A 22,068-nucleotide genomic window follows, 5' to 3' on the forward strand; every position below is an offset into this window, starting at 1 on the left:
ATACTGAAATATTTCTGCATTAACTAATTCCATGCTAAAGGAAATTCTGTCCGATTTACTATCAATCGATGATATTCTCTTTGTTGTAAAAAGCAATGGTGCAACTGCAGAAATTCGAAGTAATTCACTTGGAATTAGACAGAAAGATCAATGGATTACAATTGGCGAGAATGATGGGCCTTGTCATATGCATCTAAATGATACACTGGTAAGATCAGCACAGTTTGTCAGAGAGGAAAAACCAGAAAGAACTAGCTTTAGCGTTCGATTCTATGATGAGAAAGGTGAACGAATTCTTGGCGTATTTTTTACAAAGATGTATGATGAAAAGATGAATCTAAAGCAAGACAGAAAAAAACTCTATGATGCCCTTTCTCAAAAATATGGCACAGAAATGATTTACTTTACAGAGTAGATAGGCTTTTTTCCTGCAATTCCACGATTTAGATTCTCAACAGTAATTTCAGCCATCTTTGCTCTTGTCTCTACAGTTGAGCTTCCAATATGTGGTGCTAGTACAACGTTTTCAAGTTTTAACAATGGATTTTTGGAATCAATTGGCTCATTTGTAAATACATCTAATGCAGCACCTGCAATAATTTTTTTCTTTAATGCAAAGATAAGATCTGATTCTTTGATTATCTTTCCTCTTGCTGTATTAATAATGTAGGATTCTTTTTTCATTTTTTTCAATAACGGTAGATTCACCATCTCATTTGTTTGAGGATTATGCGGTACGTGTAATGAGACTACATCTGATTTACTAAACAATGAATTTAACGTTGAATATTTTACTCCTAGTTTTTGTTCTACTGATTTTGATAGTCTATTTCTATTGTAATACAAGACATTCATTCCAAATGCTTTAGCTCTTTGTGAAACAACACGTCCAATTCTCCCAAGACCAACAATCCCAAGTGTCTTTTTTGAAATGTCTACTCCCACATAGTCATATGCCCCATAGATTACTTTCCAATCTCCTCTGCGAATTATTCTGTCTCCTTCTGTGACTCTGCGCAGTAGATCTACCATCAATGCAATTGCCAAGTCTGCAGTTGCATCAGTTAATACATCTGGAGTGTATCCTATTCGTATTCCTCTTTTTTTGGCATAATTGATATCAATATGATCATAACCTACACTGTACGTACTGATTGCACGCAAATTTTTTGCAGCATCAATTACTTCTTTGTCAATCTTGTCATATGGAAAACATATCAGTCCATCAACATTGGCAATTTTTTTTATCAGTTTTTCCCTTGGTATGGGAATTTTACCTGAATGCACCTTGATTGAATATCTTTTACGTAATTCCTTTAAGGCAAATTCATGCAGCCTTCTGGTTAAAAACACACGGTTCTTACTCATGCACATACCTCACCTTAAACCATTTATAAGATTCCGCTATATGGAAATTAGTGGTTTCTGACAAAGAAGAGTTTGCAATCTGTGTAGAATGCGGCAATTCAATTGAAAAATGTCAGTGCGTTTGCCCTTTTTGTGGAGAACGTGACAAATGTGAATGTGCATTGTTTGATGCAGCAACAGGCGGTTAGTTCATTTTTTTAACCATATTATTAATATCTAATAAAAAGAAAATCTTTTCGTGACTACTGATATTTCTTGGTTAATTGGTGGACCGCAAGGTAGTGGTGTAGAATCTGCAGCAAATGTTTTCTCACGAGTTTGTGCACAATTAGGATACCAAGTCTTTGGAAAAAGAGAATTTTATTCAAACATCAAAGGTGAGCACAGCTATTTCACTGTCAGAATTGCCAACAAAAAAATTCATTCAAATGTCAATGATGTGACCTTGATGGTCTCTTATGATGCAGAGACAATTTTTCGTCATGCCGACGAAGTAATGAAGGGTGGCGCGATCATATATGATTCAGATCTTGATGCATTAACAACTGATGATGTACATACTCTGGATTCCCCATTTAAGAACAGGTTACACGAGTCCCTAAAATCAAAAAACAAACCATTTACAATTCCAGGAATTTTGGAAACAGCAAAAGAACGAGGTGTAAATCTGTATCCGATTTCCTTTAAGAGCATTTTATCAAAACTTGCTGAAGAAACACAGAATCCAAAACTAAAGGGTTTGATTAGAATGTACAATGTAATTGGCGTGTCTTTGTCGTTGGGGCTCCTCAAGATGGAGACTCAATATCTTATTGAATCAATTGAATCAATCTTTGCAAAAAAACCAAAGGTTGCAGAGATAAATGTTCAGGCTGCAAACTATGCATACAATCAAGGTACTACATTTACTGGATTTGATTATTCCTTACCAAAAGTCCCTAAACAACCACATACAATGCTTGTTCAAGGTTATCAAGGAACAGCAATTGGAAAGATGGTGTGTGGATGCAGATTCCAACCATACTATCCGATTACACCGGCATCTGATGAGAGTGTATATTTAGAATCAAATGAATTGCTTGAAGTATCTGGTGACAGACCAGGCTCTACTCTTGTTGTGCAAAGTGAAGATGAAATTTGTGCAATTGGAATGACGTTAGGTGGTGCAGTGACTGGTACTCGTTCTGCAACATGTACATCGGGTCCTGGATTCTCACTGATGGCAGAAATGATGGGATGGTCTGGAATTAACGAGGTACCAATAGTAGTGACTTCGTATCAGAGAAGTGGACCATCCACAGGTCTTCCTACAAGACATGGCCAAGATGATCTCTTGTTTACGATTAATGCAGGACATGGAGAATTTCCCAAAATTGTTTATGCATCTGGTGATATTGAAGAGAGCTTTTATGATACTGCAAGATGCTTCAACTATGCAGACATTTACCAGCTTCCTGTAATTCATCTGATGGACAAGTTTTTGGCAAGTTCTGTTATTACATGTCCTCGATTTGATTCAGAAAAAATTGAGATAAATCGCGGAAAGTTACTAAACGAAATAAAGACTGATGATTACAAAAGGTTTGAGCTAACACCAGATGGAATATCTCCAAGATCAAAACTTGGTCTTGAGGGTGGTGTCTTTTGGAACACAGGTGATGAGAGCGATGAGTATGGCCACATCACAGAAGATCCAATTATGAGAAGAAAAATGATGGATAAGCGTCTAAACAAGTATGAAAAAATTCTCAAAGAGATACCTGATGAGGAACAAGCAGTATCCTTTGGTGTTCATGAGCATACTGTGATAAGCTGGGGCTCAGCTAAAGGACCTATTCTTGATGCAATTGACATGCTAAAACAAGAAAACATCAATGTAGGATTTGTCCAGATTAAATTGCTAAATCCTTTCCCAACTGATTATGTTGATTTTCTATTAGAAAAGGCAAAAAAGATTATTGATGTTGAGGCAAACCATACTGCACAACTAGGAAAATTGTTTGCTCAACATTTGCACAGAGATCCTGATAATTACATCCTAAAGTATACTGGCAGAGCAATGACTAGCACAGAAGTATATGATTCACTTAAAAAAATCATCAATGGAACTGCAGAAAAAAGGGAGATCTTAATGCATGGCGCTTAAACTCGCTGATTACAAGACAGATGTCCACAATGACTGGTGTCCAGGCTGTGGTGACTTTGGAATTGTAAATGCAATTCAAATGGCACTTGCCGAGATGGGAATACCACGACACAAAGCAGCACTATTTTCTGGAATCGGTTGCTCAGGAAAGACATCGCACTTTGTCAATGTTTACGGGATTCATACTTTGCATGGTCGTGTACTTACATTTGCACAAGGCGCAAAGCTTGCAAATCCTGGAATGACTGTTCTTGCTGCAGGTGGTGACGGTGACGGACTAGGTATTGGTGCAGGACATTTTGTTGCAGCTGGACGAAGAAACATCGACATGACATACATAATATTTGATAATGGTGTCTATGGATTAACAAAAGGACAAGCATCTCCTACTCTAAAACTAGGTGAGAAGACAAAATCATTACCAACACCTAATACAAATTACAATGTTAATCCAATTGGGCTGGCAGTTGCTAGTGGTTTTACCTTTGTTGCAAGAGGATATTCATACGATGTAAGGCATCTCAAGGACCTAATCATTGCAGCAGTGAAACACAAAGGATTAGCATTTTTAGATGTTCTTCAACCCTGTCCGACGTACAATGATATCAATACAAGGGATTGGTATTCTGGAGCAGACATCAAAGAAGCACAGGAGCGACACTCTAGAATTTACAAGCTTGAAGATACTGGATACGAACCAGTCGTTCATTATTCCTCAGAAGCAGAATTAAATGAAAAGCTTAGTCAGGCTTTGATAAAATCCCTTGAATGGGGAAATAAAATTCCTATAGGGATTTTTTACAAAAACGAGTTAATCACCCCATATAGTGGTAGAATCGAAGATAAGATTCCAAATTATGTTGAAAATCCGCCATCAGATCAGATTATCTCACGCAATGGCAAGCCAACTACTGATGTTACCAACCTGCTTGATTCCCTAGAGGTATAGGGTCTCATTTACCCAATGAATTATTAGCAAGTTTCCCAAAAGACAGAGTTATCATTGAACATTACTGATGCAAATAAGATATTTCGAAAATCAATAATCAAGGGTTTTTTTGAACCCCAACTGGTTAATCTTGATTTTAAAAAATCTAACATCAAGCATCCTGAAATACCTGATGACGGTCTGATGCAATTTGAAATACTACACATCTTCTTTGATGTGGAAACCGGTTCTGATTATCCTGATGGAGATGAATGGTTTATTGTTGATTACCTATTTCCTCATGATATGAAATTACCTGATTCACTGAAAGGAACTGACTATTTTACAACTATAGCAATTGAGGATGGCAAAAACTTTTGGCATCATCGTGAATTGATCAGATTCAAGTACGGAAAATCAAAAAAGCTTGTAGAGTCTTTGGAATTTTTAGAAACAAAGTACAAAGAACTTCATTCCATGCTAAAGCCTTTAGAAAAAGACATCAAGTAACCATCTTCCAGCCATTATTCTGGAAAACAAATTTTTTGTCTTTAACAATTGCTTGATTTAGTCTCCAACGCTTTGCTGCTTCATCAAATGAATATGAAATTTTATTTACATTTTGAGGTAATTTTTCGGGATCTAAGTGATATGGAAGTAACTCAATTACAAAATCAATCTTTTCTACTGCATTGTTGTACCATTCTCTATCGTTTGCATCCAAAATAAACTGAATATCTGGCCTTCCTGCAAAGTTTATGATAATTTTTAATGCATTTCCACTTCCTCTCCGTCGCTTCATCTCTTTGAATAATGCTTTTACTTTCTCCCATCTTCTAAAATCAAACCAATTAAAAAACTCCTCAGAAAAAGCCAATGGAATGTTTATCTCAAACATGCTGACAAAATTTTCATCGTCCTGTTCTATCTCTTCTTGTGTTACATTAAATCTTGAATTAAGATATCCGAATACTACTTCTACCTCCCAAGGTGATATTCCATAATATCGTAAATGTGCATATAAAAATTCATCAGACATAATTTCTAAAGCTAAAAATTTCTAATTAAAGGTTCTACTTTGTTTTTTTCTTTTTTTCTATTTGTTCACTCTCAGTTTCTGCATGAACTTCTAGATGATCATATAATGCTTCTTTTGATTCAAAAATCTGCTCACAATAGTAGCATTGATGATCAAGTGACATTATGATATGAGCATGCATCTCAATTAAAAATCTTGACAAAATTGGTATATGAAAGATGGAAATTTTATACCTAATATTCTAAATTGTATTTAGGTACTTCCAAAGATAGAATATTCCTACTGTGCCAATCATAAACAACATTGGCTTCCATGCAAATACTGGAATGCTTGGAGTTGCTAGTTTTACTTTATAGTTCTCAAAAACAGTTGAGACATACTTTCTGATTCTTGCATTCCAAATTTTATAATCAACATTATGACGCTTTAGCATCTCTTCAACTTCGTAAATTACTGGCGTTCTCTGAGAAAACAAATGTTGCAGGTAATCTCTGGAAACTTCTACTTCTGCATGAATTGCAATCAATCCTTTCTTTAGCTCTACAAATCTTACATGCATTTCCCATGGCTTTTTGAGCTTTAGATTCAAACCATTTCCTATCTGTGATGGTTGTTTGTGTTCAAATTTTACTTTGGTAAATCCTTCTGCAGTAAAAATTTTCATCAAATCATTAAAGCTCTTTTTTACTACAATGTGGAGCTGTTCTACTCCCTCTTTGTCTACCTGTATGCTCTCTTTTATTCCATCTAGAAATGATACAGTTTTGGGATATTTTGTAAGATATTCCATTAATTTTCCGTAAAAAATCCCATATTTAAAACAGTTTGACTTTGAATCCCAAATTTCCAGTCAATTAGAGTTTCGAAGACCTCTGACATACACGCATTGGTCATGTGAAATGGCAACTTCGTTTGGGTCTATGCGTCTATCCGTAAGCTTTGCATTAGAATTTCTAACAATGGCAATAGGCCTTGACTCTCCGCCCTCTCCCATCTGATGATTTGCAATTGATGCTAGATTGTCAACCACTGCTTGAAATGTAACCTTTAGAGGATTTCCATCCAGATCTTTTTGAGCCCTCATGTCCGTTACTGGCTCAATTCCTGCACATGCAATGGCAACTCCGGTTGTCCCGACACGGGCTGGCATTAATCTACTATCTACTAGTATCACTCCAACATGAATCAACAAATTCAAAAATATCTTGCGCCGTAACTCTTCTGCAATTTTGTAGGGGCTGTTTGGATAGAGAATTATTTTACCTTTCTTTGCATTTGATTTATCTATTCCAGCATTTGGTGCCATGATGTTATCTGCAGAGGTTATTACAAATCCTGCAATTCCACCAAAGATATAGTCAGATTCTCTAAGAATTATCTCTGAAACTTTTGGTTGGATCTGAAATTTTTCTGAAACCTCAACTCCATGTTTTGAAGGTTTTACCTTGTTGATATCAATGATTCTGCCTTGGGCATTTGAAACAAATTTACTTGAAATTACTAGTACATCACCATCTTGAAGCGTCAAATCCTTTTTCTTTATAGATTCTATAACTACTTGATACAGATCAAAGACAGAATCTCTCCTTTCGGTCTTTACTGTGAGTACGGTTAGAGTCATGAATATTAAAAAACAGATGTACTTTTTATCCTTCTGCAATTATTGATTTCTCCATTCTAAGCACAAAATGTTACTGAAACAGTAACTTTGGCACCTTTACTGCACTGAATCTCAAAATCTGTAGGATAACACATTATAGAATCTGGAAAAGTAAGCTTCTCAGCTTACGCATTCCTATGTATCACTCATTGATAGGTACTCCATGGAAACAAACACAAAAGAAAGCACCTGGAACAAAATGGTGCATGCCCCGTTCAAGAAGGTCGTAGCCTTTGATCTCATATGTATGGGAATTGGCGTCGTCATCGGAATGGGAATTGGTGCATTCTTGATTGCCGGACCATAAGCCTGCAATCATGAACTCCTTTTTTTATTCAGAAAACTGTAAAAGTATCAAAAACCAACAAGCTAGAATGCTTTACCCTCTGGCATTTGCCATAATTGGAATTTTTAGCATATCTTTTCTTTCTTTATCTTATGCAGAGGAAATAATCACCATTCATGTAGCCCCCGAGCAGGTAGACTGTGTCGGTGTTGCAAAGCAAAAATGCATGCAGGTTAGATATTCGGATGATTCAGAGTGGAAGATGTTCTATGATAAAATTGAAGGATTCACTTTTGAGCCTGGAAATCAATATGAGCTTCGCATATTGATTACAGATATCAAAAATCCACCCGCTGATGCATCCTCAAAGAAATATTCCCTTTTAGAAATAATTGAGGATAAAAAACCAAACAGACACATACCATACAATGGAGTATGCGCACCAGGTTTTACTTCATTAGGTGAGATTTGCGTTTTAAATGACAGGTGTGGTCCTGGTGCCTATCCTGGAAAGGTCTGCATCATGGATGGAGAGATTCAGCCATATCTTAGGCCCCTACAGCAGGGGCATGCCGGAATTGCAGCTAGTGATGTAATATGCGCAGAAGGTCTGACTCTTTTATTCAAGTCTTCAAATGGCTCACCATCTTGTGTCAGAGATTCCTCTGTTGATTCTCTAAAGGAGAGAGGATTCCAAGAGATGATGCCAAACCGTGCATGCACACTGGAATATGCTCCGGTTTGTGGTGTTGATGGCCTAACATATGGTAATATGTGCATGATTAATGCAAAGCACATTGCAGTAAAACACACAGGTGAGTGCCTTGATGCAACACTAACAGAGTTTGAGCTTGACACAAAGTATCAGGAAGCTCAAAACAAGATATCAAAGGTTAGCAAAGAACTCTACAATGGACGATACAATGGTAATCTTCCACTGGATCAGGCTCTAAAAATTTTACAGGATGGCAGGGCACTACTAGCCGCACTATACCAACAGTATTCCTCACTTGATGATGAATTAAAGACTGACATGCAGATTGCAATGCGGTTTTCCACTCTAGGCAAGATGGGATTATCAAGCATTGATTCACAAATTAACATGATTAAAAACCAGATTGCAAATCCCTCTCCAGAGCAATCACCAGAAGACATTCTGGCGCAGGCTGAAAAGTCATTTTCTGTAAAGTTCAACGCAATTAGCAATGTAATCAAAAACTACGAGTCCAGCTTTGAGAATGGAACGTATGTAGGTGTGATGTTTGCAGAATCCATGCGAAAGAGCATCTATGAATCTCAGCAAAAAGTCTTTGAGCTATATGATGACCTTGATGCAAAAAAAGAAATGATATCAGAAGAGCTTTATTCCCAAGTTGAGGCCGAGGTGCCAAAGCTTGATGCATCAGTGAATAACATGTGGAAAACAATCAATGAGCATCTTGACAAAAAAGGTGTAACATTTGATGCCCTACGATACACGTGGCAAGCCCCTGGAGTTGATCCTGAGAAGGGATACTTTGTTGATGAGATTGCTGATGGCGTCTACTGGTTGGTATCTAGTGGTTACCAGACAATGTTTGTAGTAACTGGCGAGGGAGTAATAGTAGTTGATGCCCCGCAGCCAATTGGTGAAAAATACCTTGATGCTGTATCTGAAGTTACTACAGAACCCATCACTCACATGATTTACTCGCATCATCATCAGGATCATACCGGTGCTGCAGGGCAGATATTTCCTCCAGACATAACCTACATCTCACACAAAGGAACCGCCGATGTACTCAAGGTAGCAAATGATCCAAACAGACCAGTACCAACTGTTACGTTTTCAGGTGAGCTAGAAACTCTAAACATTGGAGACAAGACAATTGAGCTGCATCACTTGGGAAATTTTCATTCTGATGGTGACATTCTGATTATTCTGCCTGAGCAAAACGTTGCAATGATAGTTGATCTGCTGCGACCAGCTGCTGCGCCGTATCGTGCATTTGGCGTAACACCAGACATTGACCTGTATGTTTCAATGCATGACAAGCTGCAAGATTATGACTTTGATGTTCTGGTTTCGGGACATACTGGAATTCTTGCAACTAAAGATCACATAAAGACAAACAAGGAATTCACACTAGATGTGATGAATAATGCAGCTGATTCACTTGGAGACGAATCCCCCGTAGAGTCATGTGTTGCAAAGACCGTATCACAGTGGCAGGAAAAGCTAGAAGGACTGGATACGTTCATGACAGAGCACTGCCAGGCAATGATTGACTATCACAATTCTAGCTAGATTTCTTTGAGAATCTGAACGTTTCATCACACTCCCATGAGCAAAAATCACTTACGCATTCTTCCTTTCCAGTACATGCGATGATCTCCTTTCCACAGTTTTTGCATATGTGTGATGACATGAGATGAAAAATCATCCATTGGATTTATTTTTCGTCTGCCAAAAATGGAAATGATTTTTCTGCAAATCCTTTTACTGGATTTTCTTACCGTTAATTTCCATCAATCTTACATCCTGATTCCCCGGGTAAGCAATACACTGAGAACTTGAAGAGAATTGTCTTTGCTGAGACATCATCAGTTGCATCAATGTATGCGAGAAGAGTCTTTATGTCATCAAATCTTGGGACCTCCCATGAGAAGACAAACCTTCCATTGGGGTCTGTTCTTCCCTTGAATTCTCGTAATATGTCCTCTCCATAATCCTCAATTGTAATTCTTATCTGTGCGTTATTCACAGGACTGCCATCCCTTGTCACTAGTACGTTAATCTCATGTGTTGTGCCGCCTCTTACCTGCTGTGTACCTGTGACCTTGAGTGCAAATCCAGATTCTTTTTGCAATGTATCTGTCTTTTCTGGAACAATGTCAAGACTCTCTGTAATCTTTACAGAATCCTTTTCAATGCTTTGCACTTGCTCCTCCCTTAGAATCACCTCAAAGAAATGAACTACAGGTTCCTTGATCTCCTCAACTGTAACTGTGACATTGTATGTTCCCGGAATCGTTGGAACAAGCGAACCCAGCCCCCTGCCATCCTTTCTTGAATCATATGAGATTTTGTCTGCTACCTTTTCAGTACAGTCCACTGCTTCGCCCCTGTACATTGTAGTGCCGTTTTGATCAGGAAATGTCGCAACCCAAGAGCCGCAAATGTCCCCAAATCCCGAAATGGTGTAAAAGAAAAAATATTCTTCACCGATGTAGTACTGGTCCTTCATTCCCTTGATTTCAAGTGTATAGTGGTGGTTCTGTGTTGGCATTATCAGTGCAAAAATTACTGCCCCTGCAATGATTCCTCCAAGAATGATTGCTATTATACTAGTCTTCATCTTTTATCCCATGCCACAATTGCAGAAATAATTCCAGCTGGCAGCACTATCATGCTAAGCAAAAATGAAACATTGTCTTGCAAAAGCATGGAAATATCTGGTTCCTGGGTGATTCCCTGTGCGGTTCCACTCCATTCTGAAATTCCCTCAATGCCAAGATATCCAGACCAAATAACTGGACGCGTGAGATTAATCAGAAATTGGAAAACAGAACAGTCTGAACCTGCATCCCTGCACATCTCATAGCCGGGGATTAGTGAAAAGTAGAATGCAACAAACGATGCAATTACTGCTAGAATTTTGTATCTAGTCTTCATATTTATCAACAAATGGCAAATCCTACGGTGTAGGTGTTATCATTGTACTCAAAATAGGAACTGCGAGTCCCATTCTGAATAATTTGTTCGTCATACCATTTTCTTGCATCATTCCAAGCATTCTCATCTGCTCCTTTTGATATGTTAACGCTGTCATCTCTGGTTCCTATCTGGTTTAATGCATCACGAATCTTTGGATAATGACTTAGTGCATCATCATCCATCTCAATTAACATGGTATTGGAATATTCATAGTTGTCAAGCTGCACATTTACGTACTGTATTGTCTCTGGTGGAAACGAAAAGATTCCGTTTATGACATATGTGTTGTCCTCATAGGATAACTTTGGCATTATTTTTACAGAATAAATATAGTCAGTCATGTTTTGCTGCTCCATTTTCTTTTGATAGACTGGTGGGGTAGGCTCTACATAGTCGTCTGGGTTTCCCTTTTGATTTGCAATCTCGTCTCTGAATAGTTTGTGAATGGATACTACCTCGTCCAGTGAAAGCTCAGCATATCCCCTGTCATTTTTTGGAGGAGTAGTTTTTTCTGCCTGCACCACCAAGTCGTGAATTATTCTGGATTGTGTAAGCTGCTCTGAGCTGATAAGAATTGGTACCTCCTGCATTCTGCTGATATCATACTCTGATAGTTTACTGACATGAACTGATGCGCAGCTATTTTCAGTCATATTTGCAAGTAATGACCATGGAAACGGAATGACAAACCATGCAAACAAAATTGCGGTTCCAATGATTGCTAATTTGTACTGTAGTTTCATTTCTTTCCAAAAGTCTCACAATGGTAATTCTGCAAATGATTCAGGATGTCCTCTTGAGCTATCTCGTATCGATGCTGTTTGTCCTCATAGCAGTGAAACTCGATGTGTTGCAGATTGTATCTTTTATCAAAGTAAAGACTCAACCTTGCAGAAAACCCATCATCGTCTCCTGCATGATATGACACACGATCGCCGCTTACAGAAGAATTCATTTCACCATATTGGGCATAGAATGCATCAACTACGGGATTATTCATGATATCTTCAAGCGTAGATTGAGTAATGTGACAGACCTCAACGCATACATCATCGCATGCAACATCTGGATATGCAGGATCGTTTCTGCATGCAGATGCACACTCATTGTATGCACCACCCATCAGGGAGCACTGCAGTGGATCCTCAAGATTGATACACTCTTTTGATTCTGATATCCACTTGCCATCGTATATTCCACACAAATCCCTTGGAAGATTATCAGTTGCAGGTCCACCAAGGCGCAATGCTGCCCATCCCCTGTTGATTAGCTCAATCACAGTATCAGGATAGACGCATGCTATCATCATTCTGTCTAGTCTTGGCACTGCATGATATCCATCACGGCACTGTATCTCAGAGAGTGCAGCGCCGTTTTTTATCTGCTTTAATGGGGGAAGAGATCCATGCAATTTTGTAATGTCTTCTTTTTGTGAATAATACAAATAGACATCAAAGTGCGAATGATCTTTTGTCTCATCAACCCACTCATGGAACCTGTTTTGGTTTAGCGAATCTATCATCTCTTGCTTTTTTTGCTCCATCCATGTTTCCCCCTTGTACTTGTAGAAGAGATCTGTCTGGTCTGGGTTGCATGGAACTATGCTCTGTATTTCTGCATTAAAGCACGGATGAGAAGACTCTGCCAGTATTGGAATTGTAAAGCTGACTTGCTCCACCAGACTTGCATCAATTCTTGCCTCCTCTATGGTAACTATCAGCTCATGCTTTCCTGAAAGAAAGACTGGGCCTTTTATTTTTGGAGTGTCATATTCTGGCAGAATAATTCCAGCAGCAATTGATGCAGTTGTACCATAGTACGTGGTACATTTCCATAGCTCATCCTCTGGACATCCAAATATTGGCTGTATGATAATCTCTAGTGTTCCGTCTGGCACATCGTAAATGTTTCTTGCCAAGAGGTCTCCGTCTTTGCTAATCTGTAAGCGTAAAATGACATCAGTTGCAGTCTGGTTTGTCAGCTCATCATATGCCCTGATGATTAGTTGTCCCTCTTCTGGTGCATCTTGGGCATACCCTGCAGAGACTGCCATTTTGTGTGTTTTTCCTTGGGAAAAGTCACAGACCTGATAGCACTGTGAAGTGCACACCCTGTCTGCATTGCCATCTGACATTCCTCTGCAGCTACTACATTCTAGGTATACGCCATTGAACTGCTTGCAGTAATTCTGGAATTCCTCTTCATTCTCATAGCTTGGTTCCTCACATTCCAGAGTCGATGCAACCCAATTTCCAAATTTTTTCTCGCAAATTTCCTTTGCAGAGTCTGCATAGGCATCATGAATCGGCAACAAGAATGCTAATCCTGCAATGATTGCTATGTACTGTAACTTCATTTCTTCCTCCTAGCTAGAATAATTACAAACAATCCGACAATTACTATAGAGCCTGCAAGCGTCCACCATCCAAGCGAGTCCCCCAATGTCTCTCCTTTGGCAAGTGGTTCACGCTGCTCTGAATCAGTTGGAATCTCTTCTATGGGGCCACTTGCATTTTCGTTTCTTAGTGGACTCCATTCCCACACGCAATCTTGGGCATTCCATGCATAGTTGTTTGCAGGGGCTTTTCCTTTCATGCAATTTTCCACTGGAACATCTGCATATTGTTTCCATTTGCAATCGACAAAGACCCATCCCTCACCGTCTGGTTTTGGACCACTTTTGCATTCGGCAGGTGGCGGAGCATTATCTTGGGCAAATATGGGAAGAATAAATCCAATCAATAACAAAACCATTACAAAATACTTCATCCATTAAAGCTCCAAGTGGGAGCTTCATAAGTTATTCTAAGCTCTTGTCCCTAAAGGTCCGGATTTTCTGGCAAGAATCACTATTGGTATAATTGCAGCACCCAAAAGCAACAGTGCGATTCCCTCAAATTCAGGTATTGCACTGGTGCCAATCACTTCAATTTTTGTATGATCATCCTCACCAGGCCATGGAGAAAAATGAGTGTATCCTTCTGTCTTTCGTATGTTGCCGTCTCGCTCCACTCCGTTTACAAGAACAGTAAAGTCTCCATCTAGTAGCTCATTGGGTATGCCAAAGTCTACTCGCCTATATGGTTCAGAAGTATCAAGCTCTATTGACAGAGTCTTTTTTTGCTTATCAAAAGTTACATTTTGTGGGATAAAGTAAGCCCCATCAACTGTAACGGTAAACTCTTTTCCTTGTTCAGTTATTGTAAAATTTTTGATGTTGTAAGGTGCTTCCGTACCTACCGTTTGTTCCAAACCATTATAGCTTGGCGTAACGTGTATTGTATAGTATCCAGCTCTTAGACCGATTGGCTCAAAATGAAAACTATACTCTCCGTTCTCATTTGATACTGTTTCTTTTGTGTCTAGTGTCTCCATCCATTGGCCGTGTTTAAGATCATATCTTTTGATTTCAGCTTTGATTGGAACATTTGGAATGATATTGCCGCATCCATTGTATGCAGTGTGACCTGCAAAGTCAATTGGCTGCTCTGTCATAAATAATTCAGGCTTGAATTTGACTTTAAAGGGTGTTAGAACAGAGTATGGAGTCTTCTTTGGCATGGGGGATTGCTCTATTGTTATTTGAAATGATTTTTGCTCATTCTGATATCCTTCAAATTCTCCGCCAGCATGCAATGAAACATCATATGTACCGGGCCGTGCAGTATTTTGGATTGGCATGTTTCCTTTGACTATTCCTGCAGACCAATAGTCTGGCTGCAAGGAGTATAACGGAGATACATCAAGGGAAGCTCCCGCATCACCTGCGGTTTGAGTATCGCAGAGCTGATGAGGTATGTAACTTGTTGCCATAATTCTTAGATAGTGAGCAGGCCTTCCAACACCGTCGACTACCTTTGCTTCAAATTGTACTGGCTCTCCCTGCTTTAGCGTTGTGTTTAGCACTTTGATATCAGAAATCACAATCTTGCTTGCATCTTTTTTTGTAAAGATAAACTTTGAGATATCTTGAGAGGGAGTATCAATTAAGACAAGATACCTGTACCTGTCAGGATTTTTTGGAAGGGTGTATTCAAAGAGTGTCTTGCCATCTTGTAATGTCTTTTGCTCCTCAAAGAGAACTTTGGCATAATCGGGCCCGTCTGTCACATCAGATATTTTTACGGTAATTGGCTGGGAATAGTTTTCCAAGTCCTCTGTTGCATTTATTGGAATTTTGATTGTTTCACCGGGGCTGTACTCTGTCTTTTCAAATGCCACGTCGATACAGCATGGCCACCATCCTCCACCAAAGGCATTTTGAGATAAAGAAAATGAAGAGAAGAGAATTCCAGATACAATTAAAAAAACAAGATACTTCGTAAAGATTCCTCAGATTTTCTGAGATAATCCTTGTTCATAAGTTATTCTATGATTTGAATCTGATACGTGCTTATGTTAGACAGTTATTTTGTAAAGAATCCAATTAGTACACCCACTAAAAGTAAACCACCAACCAATGCTATTGCTATCTTGCCTATGCCTTCTGGATAATTTTCTGGAATTGGAAACAAAGGTTATCGATATTTTTCTTTTGGAGATGTAATTTTAATCATGGTGCTAACGACTAGAGTACCATATGTCTAATCTGAAAACACAGCTAGATAATACCCTCATACTAGTATACTAGCATACTTGGGCAAATAGCCAAAGTTTTCATTTTGGGTGGGTGCCTTTTGCACGCCCCAATTACTTGTTTAAAATAGTGATGAATCTATCAAATAACTCCATTTTTGGCACAAGGCTTAGCTCACTGTTTACTGCTTGAACCAGTCTTTGGTATTTCTCACCCAAGACCTGCTTTAGTATTGCATTTACTGCATCTGGGTTATCAAGTGAGTCATCAAATGAGAGGTTACTATCCTTTAATGCCCGCTCTATCTTTGATAGGGACTTGATATCAATATCGAGAATTGACTTTTCAAGAAGAGAGGATACGACATCTTTGTACACCTGCATGTCTCTTGCCCAAGCCAATATGATATCTTGGTAAAATCACCTATTATGGCTGGGGGAACTTTTCTGGGATCAGCAGTACCAATGTGGAAAAAACAATGTAAAGTTTAGACGTACTCCTTTCCAAGAAAAAAGCCAATGCCTCCAAAAATTTTGGGATGATTTTGCGTAGATGCGTCACATATGAGCGATTTCATATGTTACGCTCTAATAGATTCTGAAAAGCTTTTAATCTGTAGATTAAGCTTTTTTGAACGTGAATATTACAGAAAAAATTCTAGCTAGGGCATCTGGAAAGGAAAGATTGGCACCAGACGATGTAGTCTTTGCTAATGTGGATAAAGTAATGGTACATGACGTATCTGGTCCTGGGGTGATCAAGGTATTTGATAAATTAAAGAAACAAGGGATTAATGTAGACAAGCTATGGAATCCAAAAAATGTCTGGGTTGCGGAAGATCATTTTGTTCCTTCTGCTGAAAAGGTCTCTGCAGAAAATATTGTCAAATTATCAAACTTTACAAAAAATTATGGAATTGAACGCCATTTCAAATACGGTATGGGTCAGTATGGAATTTGCCACACTTTATCCCATGAAGAAGCAATGGTTTTACCAGGCGAGGTATATGTTGGAGGTGACTCTCATACAAACACCACTGGAGCATTAGGTGCATTTGCATGCGGACTGGGACACACTGATGTAGCTTATGTCCTGTTACATGGAAAAATATGGTTTAAGGTTCCAGAGACTGTTTACTTTAAGCTAAACGGAAAGCTACCTGATCATGTGATGGCAAAAGATCTAATTCTCAAAATAATTGGCGATATAGGAACAGATGGTGGAGCATATCGTACCATGCAGTTTGGTGGTACCGGAATCTCAGAGATGTCAGTTGAAGAGCGATTAACTCTAACAAATATGACAACAGAGGGTGGTGCTAAAAACGGAATTATCGAACCAGATCAAAAAGTCTATGATTATCTAGCACAACGTGGTGCAACAAATTACTCACCTGTAATGGGTGATGATGACGCAGAGTATGCAGAAACATACGAGTATGAGGGTTCTGAGATGGAGCCAATCGTAGCAAAACCTTTCTCACCAGAAAACATCTGTGTTGTAAGGGAAGCACCTTCAGTTGATCTTGACAAAGCATACATCGGTTCATGTACTGGTGCAAAGATGGAGGATTTGGAAGCTGCAGCAAAAATACTCAAAGGAAGAACAGTAAAAATTAGAACAGAAATTTTACCAGCTGCAATATCGATTTACAAGCGTGCAATGGAAAAAGGATTAATCAAAATATTTCTTGATGCCGGCGCAACTGTTGGACCACCAACATGCGGAGCATGCTGTGGAGCACATATGGGAGTATTAGCAAAAGATGAAATCTGCATTAGCACTACAAATCGAAACTTTCCTGGAAGAATGGGGCATGTGGATTCTCAAACGTATCTATCATCTCCTATGGTTGCAGCAGCATCTGCAGTTACTGGAAAGATTACTGATCCGAGGGATTTGAAATGAAAGGCAACGCAATAAAATATGAACGAGACAACATAGACACCGATGTAATAATTCCAGGTACTTATCTTAAGATTCATGATTATGCAGAGCTTGCAACACACGCAATGGAGGGAATAGATCCTGATTTTCACTCAAAGGTTAAGGAAGGTGATTTCATTGTTGCCGGAAAGAATTTTGGTTGCGGCTCTAGCAGAGAACACGCCCCCATAGCATTATCTCACTCTGGAATAAAGGCAGTATTGGCTCCAACCTTTGCCAGAATTTTTTATAGGAATGCAGTTGATGGCGCATTTTTACTCCCAATTGAAATTTCTGAGGAAACCTACAAGGATATCTCAGACGGGGATGAGCTTGAAATTAACACTGCAAAGAACGAGATTAAAAATATCACAAAAAACAAAGTGTATCAAATGAAACCTTTCTCAGAACTAATTGGGAAGATAATTGAGGCAGGTGGCCTCTTCAAGTATACTCCATAATCTGAATATCATGGCACAGACATTATTTGAAAAAATCTGGGATTCTCACATTGTTGTGGAAAAAGATTCTGGTCCCACTCTAATCTACATAGACAGACACATGATTCATGAGGTGACATCACCTCAAGCCTTTGATGGTTTACGAATGAATAATCGAAAGGTTCGAAGACCTGATCTTACCATAGCTACGATGGATCATAATGTTCCAACAAACAACCGCTCTCTTCCAATAGTTGATCAGACATCATCAATTCAGATTAAAACTTTGGAAAAAAACTGCAAAGACTTTGGAATTCATCTTTTTGATATTAACAGTCCAGAACAAGGGATTGTACATGTAATTGGACCTCAGTTGGGAATCACACTACCTGGTACTACGATTGTTTGTGGCGATAGTCATACATCCACACAAGGTGCATTTGGCGCACTAGCTTTTGGAATAGGTACCAGCGAAGTGGAGCATGTATTTGCCTCCCAAACTCTATGGCTAGAAAAGCCAAAACCATTTGAGATCACAGTAAGGGGAAAAAGAAAAAATCCATTTGCTGTAACTGCAAAAGACATCATTCTTTCAATCATTAAAAATATTGGAACTGGTGGTGGCACTGGAACTGTGATAGAGTATAGGGGAGAAGGAATCAAAGACTTGTCAATGGAGCAAAGAATGACTGTTTGTAATATGTCAATTGAGGCAGGTGCCCGTGCGGGATTAATTGCACCAGATGAGAAGACATTTGATTATTTGAGGGGAAGAAAATATACTCCAAAAAATTATGAAGATCTAGTTGATGATTGGAGAGAAAACCTAAAGACTGATACTAATGCAAAATTTGCAAAAAGTTTCACACTAAACATTGATGATATTGCACCTCAAGTAAGCTGGGGAACAAATCCGGGAATGACATGTGATGTAACTGAGAACGTTCCATATCCAGAAGAGTTTGCAAAAGGAGATTCCAATCAAGAAAAGGGTGCACAAAAAGCACTTGAATACATGGATTTGGAAGCTGGAACTCCAATAACTGATATCAAAATTGATAGGGTCTTTATCGGTTCATGTACAAATGCCAGACTCGAGGATCTGATTGAGGCATCAAAAGTAGTAAAGGGGCAAAAGGTATCCCCAAATGTAAGGGCAATGGTTGTCCCCGGTTCCCAAATGGTCAAAATCCAAGCAGAAAAGATGGGATTAGATAAGATATTCATTGATGCAAATTTTGAATGGCGAGAGTCAGGATGTAGCATGTGTCTTGGAATGAATCCTGATATCTTATCACCGGGTGAAAGATGCGCTAGTACTTCAAATCGAAACTTTGAAGGTAGGCAAGGTGTTGGGGGAAGAACTCATCTTGTGAGTCCTGTTATGGCAGCAGCTGCAGCAATTTCTGGTCACTTTGTAGATGTTAGGGAGCTAGCTCTGAAATGAAACCATTTGAAAAGATTTCAAGCATTGTAACTCCTCTTGACAAAGTAAATGTCGATACTGATCAAATTATTCCAAAACAATTTCTCAAGTTGGTTCAAAAATCTGGTTTTGGAAAATATGTCTTTTACAACTGGAGGTTCTCACAGGATGAAAAACCAATTGATACATTTGTGTTAAATGAGAAAAAATACCAAGGCTCAAAAATTTTGGTTACTGGGGATAACTTTGGCTGTGGTTCAAGCAGGGAACACGCAGTATGGGCTTTGCAGGATTTTGGTTTTTCTGTAATTATTGCCCCTTCATTTGCTGATATCTTTTATAGCAACTGTTTCAAAAATGGTATTTTACCAATTCAATTGGAGCAAAAAATTGTTGAAAAATTAATGAATGAGACATCACCGATTCAAGTTGATCTTCAAAATCAACTAATTACTACAAATTCTCAAAAGATATCATTTGATATTGATTCCTACAAGAAAAAGATACTCTTAGAAGGATTAGATGATATTGCATTGACCCTTCAATACGAGGATAAAATATCTGAATATGAGAAGAACTCTAGACTTTCATCTGTTTTATGATATTGTTAATCATCTTTTGATTTCTTTCAACAAATACTGGTGATTCAACATCTACCCACAAACTTTTTCCAATATCAAAAGAGCTAACCTTTCCCTCTCTAGATAATTCTTGTAAAATATCAAATGAAAGATTAACATCCTTTTTCTTTGATTTTTCCTTGATCTTCCTTAGAATTGATTTTGAGATAATATAGACTCCAAGACACTCTGGCATCTGAAGATTCATCATCGGCTTTTCCACAAATTCCTGAATAATCCCATCTTCTACTTTGGCAAATCCTGTCTCTTCTTTTCTACTGCTTCTTGTAGCGATGCAGGCAAGACTCTTTTTTCTCTTAAACCGCTCCCACATATCTTTGAGATTTATTGCACAAAGATTGTCTACAAACCACAAAATGAATTCTGATTCCTTTATCTTTGATGACACATGCAGCAAGTCTCCCCCAGTTCCTGATTGGGAGTCCTGAACAAACGATAATTTTGAGTGAGTCTTTAGCTCTCCCAAATAATTTTGAATCTGTCCGCCTAATCCGTTATAATCTGAAACTATGATTATCTCGCTGATGAATTTGTGTGAATCAAGATATTTCACAATATATTCAATCAGGGGTTTTGCATTAATTGGTGTCATTGCCTTTGGGAAATAATCTGTATAGGGTTTTCCCCTTGTACCTTTGCCACCAGCTAAGATTATTGCTTTCACTTCTAACGATAAGATTTCTGTTTTCTTCTTCTAGCGCCAGGTCCACCGAATTTCTTTGGTTCCTTCATTCTGGCATCTCCACTAATTAGATACTTGTCAAAATCTGCAATTCGTTTTCTAAGATCTTCACGAGTTGATTTTGGAAGTGGATGATCTTTTGGTTCTTTCTTTGATTTTGTCCATCCGGTTAATGCTCTTGAAATTCCTGTTGCAGTTGCACTTGCTTGTCCCATGTATCCTCCGCCTCTAACTCTAACTGAAATGTCAACCTTTTTTCTCAAATCTCCTGCAATCTCTAGTGGTGCAAGAATAGCTTCTCTTGCTGTCTCTTGTGGGATCATTTCAACTGGAATGTTGTTGACTCTAACTCGTCCTACACCTTTTGTGATATGAACATGAGCACTGGATGTCTTTCTAGTTGCAAAATAAATTTCAGTTTTTGGTACGGTCATTCAGTCCACCCAATAGTTCTTCCGAGATTTGCCATGGTTGTATAGTTTGCCGATGCTCTAGTAATCATTGCTTTTTCAAATTTTATCTTCTCAAATGAGCCTAACTCTTTAGGAGTTCCAATGTATGTACGTAATCTCTTGTGAGCCTCTAATCCTGATGTTTTTTTTCTTGGAAGCATTCCTCTAATCATTCTTGTAATTATGGTGTCTGGACGTCTTGGATGGAATGGACCATGTTTTGGATGTAAAATACTTGCAATCTTTAGAAAGTCTCTATACTCTTTGATGATGTTGCTCCTGCTACCACTAATCATGATATTTTCACAATTTACAATTGATACCCTGTTTCCCTGCAGTAGAAGCTTTGCAACATTTGATGCTAATCTTCCAGCAATGTGATTTGTTGCATCAACCACAATTGGTCTGTCTGTCTTTACTACTTGATCAGCCAAGCATGGTCACTCCTTTTCCAGTTGGATATTGCTTTATCATGTTTTCAAAATTCAGAATCTTTCCGCCTGATTCTAGAATCTTTGTTGCTGCAGCATTTGATATTGAAAATGAGCAAAGTGTGATTTTATGAGACATGTTTCCAGTTCCTAGAACCTTTCCTGGAACTACTACAACATCATTGTCTTTGGTTAATTTATCGATCTTATTGACATTGATGTTTCTTCTTGCAACAGTTGGTTTTAGTGCCAATTCAGCTAATTTCTTCCAGATTGGGGCCTCGTGTTCTACTGAAGCCTTTTTGAGCTCTTTAGCCATTTGACGTACAACTATGTTTGACATGTGATAATGCGTTTTTCTGCCCAAATA

General features: G+C 38.5%; 23 protein-coding genes and 1 pseudogene. 9 read left to right on the forward strand and 15 right to left on the reverse strand.

The features are described 5' to 3' along the window. Positions 1–31 precede the first annotated feature (31 nt). Complete coding sequence (locus DWQ18_01665) at positions 32–415, forward strand: hypothetical protein (protein ID RDJ33663.1); 384 nt, start codon at positions 32–34, stop codon at positions 413–415. On the opposite strand, the gene DWQ18_01670 is transcribed toward DWQ18_01665, so the two are convergent. Then, complete coding sequence (locus DWQ18_01670; protein RDJ33664.1) at positions 400–1,368, reverse strand: D-glycerate dehydrogenase; 969 nt, start codon at positions 1,366–1,368, stop codon at positions 400–402. The two genes, DWQ18_01665 and DWQ18_01670, sit on opposite strands and share 16 nt — an antisense overlap. A gap of 238 nt (positions 1,369–1,606) precedes the next feature. Between DWQ18_01670 and DWQ18_01675 the strand changes: the two genes are divergently transcribed. From DWQ18_01675 to DWQ18_01685, 3 genes are read left to right on the forward strand one after another with little or no spacing between them, the layout of a single operon-like run. Next, positions 1,607–3,514 (forward strand): 2-oxoacid:acceptor oxidoreductase subunit alpha, encoded by a 1,908-nt coding sequence (locus DWQ18_01675; protein ID RDJ33665.1) that lies wholly within the window; start codon positions 1,607–1,609, stop codon positions 3,512–3,514. Beyond that, on the forward strand, positions 3,504–4,463 hold the full coding sequence (locus tag DWQ18_01680) for a 2-oxoacid:ferredoxin oxidoreductase subunit beta (GenBank protein ID RDJ33666.1): 960 nt from the start codon (positions 3,504–3,506) through the stop codon (positions 4,461–4,463). Before DWQ18_01675 ends, DWQ18_01680 begins: the two co-directional genes overlap by 11 nt. Before the next feature lie 54 nt (positions 4,464–4,517). Then, positions 4,518–4,952 (forward strand): hypothetical protein, encoded by a 435-nt coding sequence (locus DWQ18_01685; GenBank protein ID RDJ33667.1) that lies wholly within the window; start codon positions 4,518–4,520, stop codon positions 4,950–4,952. Here DWQ18_01685 and DWQ18_01690 read toward each other — a convergent pair. The 3 genes from DWQ18_01690 to DWQ18_01700 form a co-directional block, all read right to left on the reverse strand. Next, a complete protein-coding gene (locus tag DWQ18_01690) occupies positions 4,945–5,481 on the reverse strand; it encodes a hypothetical protein (protein RDJ33668.1) in 537 nt (178 codons plus the stop codon). The genes DWQ18_01685 and DWQ18_01690 overlap by 8 nt on opposite strands. 241 nt (positions 5,482–5,722) lie before the next feature. Further along, a complete protein-coding gene (locus DWQ18_01695; GenBank protein ID RDJ33669.1) occupies positions 5,723–6,271 on the reverse strand; it encodes a hypothetical protein in 549 nt (182 codons plus the stop codon). 60 nt (positions 6,272–6,331) lie between these two features. Continuing rightward, positions 6,332–7,102: a cytidine deaminase gene (locus tag DWQ18_01700; protein RDJ33670.1), complete on the reverse strand. Its 771-nt coding sequence runs from the start codon at positions 7,100–7,102 to the stop codon at positions 6,332–6,334. Between the two features lie 356 nt (positions 7,103–7,458). On the opposite strand from DWQ18_01700, the pseudogene DWQ18_01705 reads away from it, so the two are divergent. After that, positions 7,459–8,250, forward strand: a pseudogene (locus DWQ18_01705) (DUF4377 domain-containing protein). Positions 8,251–9,925: 1,675 nt separating this feature from the next. Here DWQ18_01705 and DWQ18_01710 read toward each other — a convergent pair. From DWQ18_01710 to DWQ18_01740, 7 genes are all read right to left on the reverse strand, one after another. Next, on the reverse strand, positions 9,926–10,765 hold the full coding sequence (locus DWQ18_01710) for a hypothetical protein (protein ID RDJ33671.1): 840 nt from the start codon (positions 10,763–10,765) through the stop codon (positions 9,926–9,928). Then, entirely contained in the window at positions 10,762–11,082 is a 321-nt protein-coding gene (locus DWQ18_01715) for a hypothetical protein (GenBank protein RDJ33672.1), read from the reverse strand. The genes DWQ18_01710 and DWQ18_01715 overlap by 4 nt, the downstream gene beginning before the upstream one ends. Before the next feature lie 5 nt (positions 11,083–11,087). Next, positions 11,088–11,867, reverse strand: a complete 780-nt coding sequence (locus tag DWQ18_01720; protein ID RDJ33673.1) for a hypothetical protein — start codon at positions 11,865–11,867, stop codon at positions 11,088–11,090. Beyond that, positions 11,864–13,480: a hypothetical protein gene (locus DWQ18_01725; GenBank protein RDJ33674.1), complete on the reverse strand. Its 1,617-nt coding sequence runs from the start codon at positions 13,478–13,480 to the stop codon at positions 11,864–11,866. The genes DWQ18_01720 and DWQ18_01725 overlap by 4 nt, the downstream gene beginning before the upstream one ends. After that, positions 13,477–13,893, reverse strand: coding sequence for a hypothetical protein (locus DWQ18_01730; protein ID RDJ33675.1), 417 nt, complete (start codon positions 13,891–13,893; stop codon positions 13,477–13,479). Before DWQ18_01730 ends, DWQ18_01725 begins: the two co-directional genes overlap by 4 nt. 36 nt (positions 13,894–13,929) lie before the next feature. Next, positions 13,930–15,345: a hypothetical protein gene (locus DWQ18_01735; GenBank protein ID RDJ33676.1), complete on the reverse strand. Its 1,416-nt coding sequence runs from the start codon at positions 15,343–15,345 to the stop codon at positions 13,930–13,932. A 468-nt stretch (positions 15,346–15,813) separates the two neighbouring features. After that, positions 15,814–16,101 carry a hypothetical protein gene (locus DWQ18_01740; GenBank protein ID RDJ33677.1) on the reverse strand — a complete coding sequence of 96 codons (288 nt, stop codon included), beginning with the start codon at positions 16,099–16,101 and terminating at the stop codon, positions 15,814–15,816. Between the two features lie 235 nt (positions 16,102–16,336). Here DWQ18_01740 and DWQ18_01745 point away from each other — a divergent pair, with 235 nt between their 5' ends. From DWQ18_01745 to leuD (DWQ18_01760), 4 genes are read left to right on the forward strand one after another with little or no spacing between them, the layout of a single operon-like run. Continuing rightward, on the forward strand, positions 16,337–17,608 hold the full coding sequence (locus tag DWQ18_01745) for a 3-isopropylmalate dehydratase large subunit (GenBank protein ID RDJ33678.1): 1,272 nt from the start codon (positions 16,337–16,339) through the stop codon (positions 17,606–17,608). Continuing rightward, the gene (leuD, locus tag DWQ18_01750) at positions 17,605–18,087 is read left to right on the forward strand and encodes a 3-isopropylmalate dehydratase small subunit (protein RDJ33679.1); all 483 of its coding nucleotides are present in this window, start codon (positions 17,605–17,607) and stop codon (positions 18,085–18,087) included. The genes DWQ18_01745 and leuD (DWQ18_01750) overlap by 4 nt, the downstream gene beginning before the upstream one ends. Positions 18,088–18,097: 10 nt before the next feature. Next, positions 18,098–19,513, forward strand: a complete 1,416-nt coding sequence (gene leuC / locus DWQ18_01755; protein ID RDJ33680.1) for a 3-isopropylmalate dehydratase large subunit — start codon at positions 18,098–18,100, stop codon at positions 19,511–19,513. Then, positions 19,510–20,094, forward strand: coding sequence for a 3-isopropylmalate dehydratase small subunit (gene leuD, locus DWQ18_01760; GenBank protein RDJ33681.1), 585 nt, complete (start codon positions 19,510–19,512; stop codon positions 20,092–20,094). Before leuC ends, leuD (DWQ18_01760) begins: the two co-directional genes overlap by 4 nt. On the opposite strand, the gene DWQ18_01765 is transcribed toward leuD (DWQ18_01760), so the two are convergent. Genes DWQ18_01765 through DWQ18_01780 form a run of 4 tightly spaced genes read right to left on the reverse strand, consistent with a single transcriptional unit; the run spans position 20,072 to position 22,041 of the window. Continuing rightward, a complete protein-coding gene (locus tag DWQ18_01765; GenBank protein ID RDJ33682.1) occupies positions 20,072–20,797 on the reverse strand; it encodes a nucleotidyltransferase family protein in 726 nt (241 codons plus the stop codon). The genes leuD (DWQ18_01760) and DWQ18_01765 overlap by 23 nt on opposite strands. 2 nt (positions 20,798–20,799) lie before the next feature. Then, positions 20,800–21,249 carry a 30S ribosomal protein S9 gene (gene rpsI / locus DWQ18_01770; protein RDJ33683.1) on the reverse strand — a complete coding sequence of 150 codons (450 nt, stop codon included), beginning with the start codon at positions 21,247–21,249 and terminating at the stop codon, positions 20,800–20,802. After that, the gene (locus DWQ18_01775; GenBank protein RDJ33684.1) at positions 21,246–21,701 is read right to left on the reverse strand and encodes a 50S ribosomal protein L13; all 456 of its coding nucleotides are present in this window, start codon (positions 21,699–21,701) and stop codon (positions 21,246–21,248) included. The genes rpsI and DWQ18_01775 overlap by 4 nt, the downstream gene beginning before the upstream one ends. Then, a complete protein-coding gene (locus DWQ18_01780) occupies positions 21,694–22,041 on the reverse strand; it encodes a 50S ribosomal protein L18e (GenBank protein RDJ33685.1) in 348 nt (115 codons plus the stop codon). Before DWQ18_01780 ends, DWQ18_01775 begins: the two co-directional genes overlap by 8 nt. Positions 22,042–22,068 lie beyond the last annotated feature (27 nt).

This window comes from Thermoproteota archaeon, from assembly GCA_003352285.1.
GTDB lineage: Archaea > Thermoproteota > Nitrososphaeria > Nitrososphaerales > Nitrosopumilaceae > PXYB01.